5 protein-coding genes, 2 tRNA genes and 1 pseudogene are annotated in these 5,761 nt (G+C 59.0%); 6 read left to right on the top strand and 2 right to left on the bottom strand.

Translation table 11 applies throughout. The annotated features are described in order from the left end of the window. Positions 1-80: 80 nt before the first annotated feature. Positions 81-156 (bottom strand) — tRNA-Gly (locus HMPREF2724_RS10055). 229 nt (positions 157-385) lie between these two features. Between HMPREF2724_RS10055 and HMPREF2724_RS10050 the strand changes: the two genes are divergently transcribed. From HMPREF2724_RS10050 to msrB, 4 genes and pseudogenes are all read left to right on the top strand, one after another. Beyond that, positions 386-457: transfer RNA gene (locus HMPREF2724_RS10050), tRNA-Val, on the top strand. Between the two features lie 98 nt (positions 458-555). Beyond that, positions 556-1,233, top strand: coding sequence for a dihydrofolate reductase family protein (locus HMPREF2724_RS10045; protein WP_070588464.1), 678 nt, complete (start codon positions 556-558; stop codon positions 1,231-1,233). A gap of 130 nt (positions 1,234-1,363) precedes the next feature. Next, on the top strand, positions 1,364-2,461 hold the full coding sequence (locus tag HMPREF2724_RS10040; protein ID WP_246818246.1) for a glycosyltransferase family 87 protein: 1,098 nt from the start codon (positions 1,364-1,366) through the stop codon (positions 2,459-2,461). Next, positions 2,445-2,884 (top strand): annotated as a pseudogene (gene msrB, locus HMPREF2724_RS13520) (peptide-methionine (R)-S-oxide reductase MsrB). The gene HMPREF2724_RS10040 and the pseudogene msrB overlap by 17 nt, the downstream one beginning before the upstream one ends. Positions 2,885-2,942: 58 nt before the next feature. Here the strand turns inward: msrB and hemQ are convergent. After that, positions 2,943-3,644 carry a hydrogen peroxide-dependent heme synthase gene (gene hemQ / locus HMPREF2724_RS10030; RefSeq protein ID WP_070456529.1) on the bottom strand — a complete coding sequence of 234 codons (702 nt, stop codon included), beginning with the start codon at positions 3,642-3,644 and terminating at the stop codon, positions 2,943-2,945. Positions 3,645-3,862: 218 nt separating this feature from the next. Here hemQ and HMPREF2724_RS10025 point away from each other — a divergent pair, with 218 nt between their 5' ends. Together HMPREF2724_RS10025 and HMPREF2724_RS10020 are read left to right on the top strand one after the other, a co-directional pair. After that, positions 3,863-4,483: a DUF3000 domain-containing protein gene (locus tag HMPREF2724_RS10025; RefSeq protein WP_061922858.1), complete on the top strand. Its 621-nt coding sequence runs from the start codon at positions 3,863-3,865 to the stop codon at positions 4,481-4,483. Between the two features lie 40 nt (positions 4,484-4,523). After that, positions 4,524-5,761 (top strand): HRDC domain-containing protein (locus HMPREF2724_RS10020; protein ID WP_070588533.1); only part of this gene is annotated, 1,238 nt, incomplete at its 3' end.

Genomic DNA, 5,761 nt, shown 5'->3' with positions numbered 1-5,761 from the left:
GGAAGCGCTCTCCCACTGAGCTAATCGCGCCGATATTTTATTGTCAACACGCTAACCAGAATAGCTACCGATTAACGTCTTGGAGCGGATGACGAGACTCGAACTCGCGACCCTCACCTTGGCAAGGTGATGCGCTACCAACTGCGCTACATCCGCATTGCATCATACAAACTGCTGTGTGCAACAACCGTCTGCCGTGGTGCGAGTAGAAACATTATCGCGCACTTTCGAAGTTTCCAAATCCGCAGGATAATTAGCTGTTTTTACAGCGCTGTTTGATAGAGATTTTCACCGAGCGAATTACGTCGATGTGATTTTAGGATTCTCTTCAATAGACCGATTAGGAGTTGCCGCCGCCCTAGGTGTAGATTCAACACCGCACCGCGGTCCTATAGCTCAGTGGGAGAGCGTTCCGTTCACACCGGAAAGGTCGCTGGTTCAATCCCAGCTAGGACCACCGCTTTCTTAAAGCCGGCATCTTTTATTGAAGGATGCCGGCTTTGTTGTATCTCCTCGTTGTATCTCCTGCGCTGTTTCTCCACTAGGCTGGCCGGCATGAGCGAAAGCATTGATATATCCACGTTGGTCGGCCCTGACGAGCCGGGAATCCGTCTGATTGAGGTCTCTACCCTTTCTGGTTCGGCCACTATAGATGGCACCTCGGATGCCATGGGCAACGATAACGACGCCGCGTTGTTTGCAGCACTGCGCGAGTGGGCCGACGTCGCAGTAGTGGGTTCAGGCACGGTCAAGGCCGAGGATTATGAGGGCTCCTCCCCTGGCAAGGCACGCATTGCAGTGATGAGTAACTCGCTCGACTTAGATGTGGAGTCGAAGCTTTTTAATGTTGGAACTCCGCCCATCATTTTGACCCCGGACGAGAACCTGGGCACCACCGCGTCGAAGCGTTTGGAGGAAGCCGGCGCCACGTTGCTAGGCACTGGTGACGGCACGATCCCTTCCGTCGTGGAGGCACTTCGCGCGAAGGGCTGGTCCCGCATTAGCTGCGAGGGCGGCCCAGGCATCTATTCCCTTTTCATTGCCGCAGGCATGGTGGACAAGCTCTATTTGACCCTGGACCCGCATCTTTCGCCCACGGTTTCCCAGCCGCTGGTCCACGCGCCGGATGAGGAAACGGCTAATGCACAGCCGTTGAGCCTGTCGCTTGAAAGCGTAATCCCGGACGCTGACGGCACGGTGTTTCTGCGCTACGCCGTAGTAGACGCCCCGTAAACTGCACATCGTGAAATCTCCGAGTCTCTCTCCAACTGCTGACGCGTTGCCATTGGACACAAAATCTTCGTATGGCTCGCGAAGCATCAAGGTTTTTAAAACCGCGGCTTGGCCGATTGCACTGTTGTTGGTGTTCCATCGCGTTGTCATCGTCGCGTTAAACGGCACCACCACCGACGACTTTACTACCGTGCATTCGGCCATGCGCCGCTTCCTGCAAGGCATTCCCGTCTACGAGCAGGACTACACGCATGTCGATCCGCTCTATCTCTACAATCCAGGCGCCACGCTTTTACTTTCGCCCTTAGGGTGGATGGATCTCACGGTGGCGCGCTGCGGCTTCATTGTGGTCAATGCATTGGCTATCATCGGCGCCCTCGCCGTCCTCATCAAACTCGTCGGACGCAACCTGCGCAGCCCGGAATTTCCGGCCTCCATCATCTTGGCTTTTGCCACTGAGTCAGTGACCAATACCCTTGCCTTCACCAACATCAACGGCATTCTCTTCTTGGCCATGGCGATATTCCTCTGGGGCATTTTGGATTCGTACCGCCGCAGCCACATCATCGCGGGGTTGGTGTTGGGCTTGGCCATCCTCATCAAACCCCAGTTTGGGCCGTTGCTATTCCTAACGCTGGTAAAGAAGCGGTGGCTAAGTGCCGCCTTAAGCGTCGCGGTGCCGGTCATCTTCAACGCCGTCGCTTGGCCGCTTACCCCGGGCGCCAGCGGCTACCTGGACAAGCTTGTGCCTTATCTCGGGCAAACGCGCGACTTCGCCAACAGCTCGTGGCCGGGCGTGCAGGCTTATTTTGGGCTTGGCGACGCCCCGTTCTACGCCGTTTGGCTCGCCGCCGCCGCGGCGTGCGCGTTTAGCATCCTGGGCCTACTCAAATGGCGCGATACGGAACCGGTGTTCTGGGCTTTGACCACCTCAGGCGCAATTATGGCGGGAATCTTCTTCCTGTCCTCGCTGGGCCAGCAGTACTACTCCATGTGGCTTATCCCGCTGGTCTTTACCGTTTTTCTGCCGCGTTCGGTATTCCATACCGTCCCGGCGTGGTGCGTGGCATTTTTATTCCTCGCGCCAGTCAAGTGGACTTCGGTGCCCTGGCCCACCGCGGGATACTGGATGGCCGTGTTCAGCGCAACAATTGGCTGGGGCCTGCTGATTGTTTTGATTGCCGCATCGGTTGCCGGATGGTGGCGGCAGAATGAGACCAAGGTCTAGACTTCCCGGCATGACTGATTTCAAGCTCATTGCCGATACTGAATGGCGCAACCGGCTAAGCGCCGAGGAATACCGTGTGCTGCGTCAAGCTGGCACTGAGGCGCCTCACGTTGGTGAGTACACCAACACCACCACCGAGGGCGTGTACTCCTGCAAGGCCTGCGGAGCCGAACTTTCCGCTCTACGGAAAAGTTCGAGTCCCACTGTGGCTGGCCTTCCTTCTTTTCCCCATTGGTTGGAGAGGCCGTCATCGAAAGAGTTGATACCTCACACGGCATGACCCGCACCGAGGTGTTGTGCGCCAACTGTGAGTCCCACTTGGGCCACGTATTTACTGGCGAGGGTTATAACACCCCGACGGATCAGCGCTACTGCATCAACTCGATCTGCCTCAACCTCGAGGAAAAGCCCGTCGAGGATTAGGCTGCGTTTGCCAAATACCTAAGTAGGTTGCTTTAGGCAGCAGCCTAAGGCAACCTACTTAAGGCAGCACCGCGATGAGCTCGGCGACGCCCTTGACACGACGGCCGGTGTGGAAAGGAATCTCCTCGCGCACGTAGTGGCGGGCCTCGGTGTAGCGCATCAGGTACATCAGGTCGACGATGCGGTTTAGCTCTGGAGCCTCGAAGGCGAGGATCCACTCGTAGTCGCCGAGCGCGAAGGATGGCACGGTGTTCGCACGCACGTCTGGGTAGTCGCGGGCCTGCATGCCGTGCTCCATCAGGATGCGGCGGCGCTTTTCCTCATCCATGGTGTACCAGTCGTAGGAACGCACGAACGGGTAGACCGCAATCCAATCCCCTGGTTCCTCACCCATGATGAAGGAAGGCAGGTGGGATTTGTTGAACTCTGCCGGACGGTGCAGGGCGTTGCCCACCCAGGTCACCTCAGAGACTTGGCCGAGAACAGTCTCGCGGCGAAAGTCCGCAAATGCCTTCTGGATGTCCTCAAACTGCTCGGCGTGCCACCAGATCATGAAATCGGCAGAATCGCGCATGCCCGAAAGATCATAGATTCCGCGGACGGTTACCTTCCCTGCAGCTTCGAGAGCCGTGAAGAACTCCTGCGCCTGGGTCACGATGTCCGCGCGCTCGGTTCCCAGGGCACCCGGGATGACCTTGAACACCGCGTGTTGGGAATACTGCTGTACTGCGTTGAGCTCTTGGAAGTTAACCTTCGCCATAATGGACCGTCTCCTTGAAAAGCGGATTCATGTTGAAATACCTATCCATCATAAGTTGGATAGGCGGCCATTTCCATTTCCCCTGCCACCGCCCTGCCTCATTTGTCGGGCAGATCACCGAGTTCCGGCGCGCCTTCGCCCTATTCCGAGCCGAAAACTATAGCTTGAACCTCGTGAGCAATTCCGACGCAACTTCGAGCACCCCGGCAGGCGCCCCAATGAGCCTGCACGAGCACGCCGCAGCCAAGGCCACTTCCGCACAGGAAGAGGCAACGACGCCCACCGTCTTCAATGCCGCTGTAGATTCCATGCACGCGGCACAGCTGCGCCCCGAAATCACTTTGGGCACCATTCGCCCGCCGCAGCGCCTGGCGCCGTATAGCCACGCTGTTGGCCTGGAAATTGGCGACCCCGCGGAAGGCACCGACGTGGTTCCAACGGACGCCGAGGGCGATGCCTTCGGCCGCCTTATCCTCCTGCACGATCCCGGCGCCGAAGAGGCATGGGAAGGTGCTATGCGTCTGGTGGCCTATATCCAGGCAGATATGGACGATGCGGTCGCGGGTGACCCGCTGCTTCCCGACGTCGCTTGGCAGTGGCTCAACGAGGCCATGGAGGCCAACGGCGCAACGCACACCAACTTGGGCGGCACGGTTACCTCGACCGCCTCTGTCCGTTACGGCGAGATCGGCGGCCCGCCGCGCGCCTACCAGTTGGAGATGCGCGCCTCCTGGACTGCTGCGGATCTGAACCTAACCCCGCACGTTGAGGCCTTTGCCCAGGTTCTCGCGAACGTCGCCGGCCTGCCTCCGGAGGGCGTTACAGAGCTCGGACGTTAACTACGGCTCCGTGTCACACCAGACTTGTAGGCTGGCTACTATGACTGAATTGCGGACCAGACCGGCGGAAGGCACTCCAGAGGTTTTGCGCACCGCGGCGGAGTTTAAAGCCGCGGCTAGTGCGCTGGCAGTTGGCGAGGGCCCTTTCGCTATCGATACTGAGCGTGCGTCCTCGTATCGATATGATGACCGCGCATTTTTGGTTCAGGTGCGCCGCAAAGGCGCCGGAACCTTCCTCTTTGCACCGGAGGGTAAACGCAAACAGCTCACGGCAGCGCTTGCGCCGGTGCTTAATGATTCCGCGTGGGTAGTCCACGCCGCGCCCTCAGATTTGCCGTGCCTGGCCTGGTTGGGGCTATATCCAGGCACTCTTTTTGATACTGAACTCGCCGCCCGCATGGCAGGGTTTGAGCATGCGAATTTAGGCTCCATGGTTGCAGAGCTTTTCGACGTCGAGCTAGAAAAAGGCTACGGCGATGCTGACTGGTCTGAGCCGAACTTGAGCCTGGACTTGCGTGCCTATGCGGCCCTCGACGTCGAGTTGCTCTTAGAGCTCGCGGAGGCCTTGCGCGATATCTTGGCTGAGCAAGACAAACTCGACTGGGCCTATGAAGAATTCGCGGCAATCGTGGCCGAGCATGCCGGCATCAAGGAGCCGGCGCCACGTACCTGGCGCGGGCTCAAGGGGCTCAAGGCCCTTCACAAGTCGGAACAGCTCATCGTGGCGAAGCTGCTGTGGACCAAGCGGGAGAAGATTGTCCGTGAGACTGACACCGCACCAACCCGCGTCTTGCCGCACCGCGTGCTCGTGGACATCGCACGCCAGCTGCCCGATTCTCCCCGCGATTTTGCCCGCATCAAGGGCGTGCCGCGCAAGCGCCACGGGGCGGGCCTGCAGTGGCTGGCGGTAGTCCAACAGGCGCGCGAGATAGATCGGCGCGAGTGGCCGAGCAAGAAGCGGGAGCCTTCCCGCGTTCCTTCCAAGACGGTGTGGAACAAGGACCACCCGCATCTGTGGCGAGTGTTCCAGGACCTGCGCACCGATTGCGAAGAGCTCGGTGAGGAATTGGGCATGCCGTGGGAAATCATCATCAAGCCCGCCACGTTGCGTGCGGTGGTGTGGGCCGCTGGCTGCCCGCCGCAGGCACGACGCGAGGGTTCCGTGGGCGGACTCGTCACAGACGAAAGCGATATCGCGCCTTTCCTACGGGATGAAGGAGCCAGAGAATGGCAAATCGAGCTCCTTCAACCGATTCTGGAAGAAGGGCTCGATTATTC

The organism is Corynebacterium sp. HMSC071F07, assembly GCF_001810285.1.
Lineage (GTDB): Bacteria > Actinomycetota > Actinomycetes > Mycobacteriales > Mycobacteriaceae > Corynebacterium > Corynebacterium simulans.
Note: the sequence above shows the minus strand (reverse complement) of the source record. Positions and strands in the feature narration are given on the sequence as shown.

What these genes read in the sequence shown, in the direction of transcription:
- HMPREF2724_RS10045 (WP_070588464.1), top strand. Translation starts at nt 556, where the DNA reads ATGAGCGAAAGCATTGATATATCCACGTTGGTCGGCCCTGACGAGCCG.
- hemQ (WP_070456529.1), bottom strand. Translation starts at nt 3,644, where the DNA reads ATGGCGAAGGTTAACTTCCAAGAGCTCAACGCAGTACAGCAGTATTCC.
- HMPREF2724_RS10025 (WP_061922858.1), top strand. Translation starts at nt 3,863, where the DNA reads ATGAGCCTGCACGAGCACGCCGCAGCCAAGGCCACTTCCGCACAGGAA.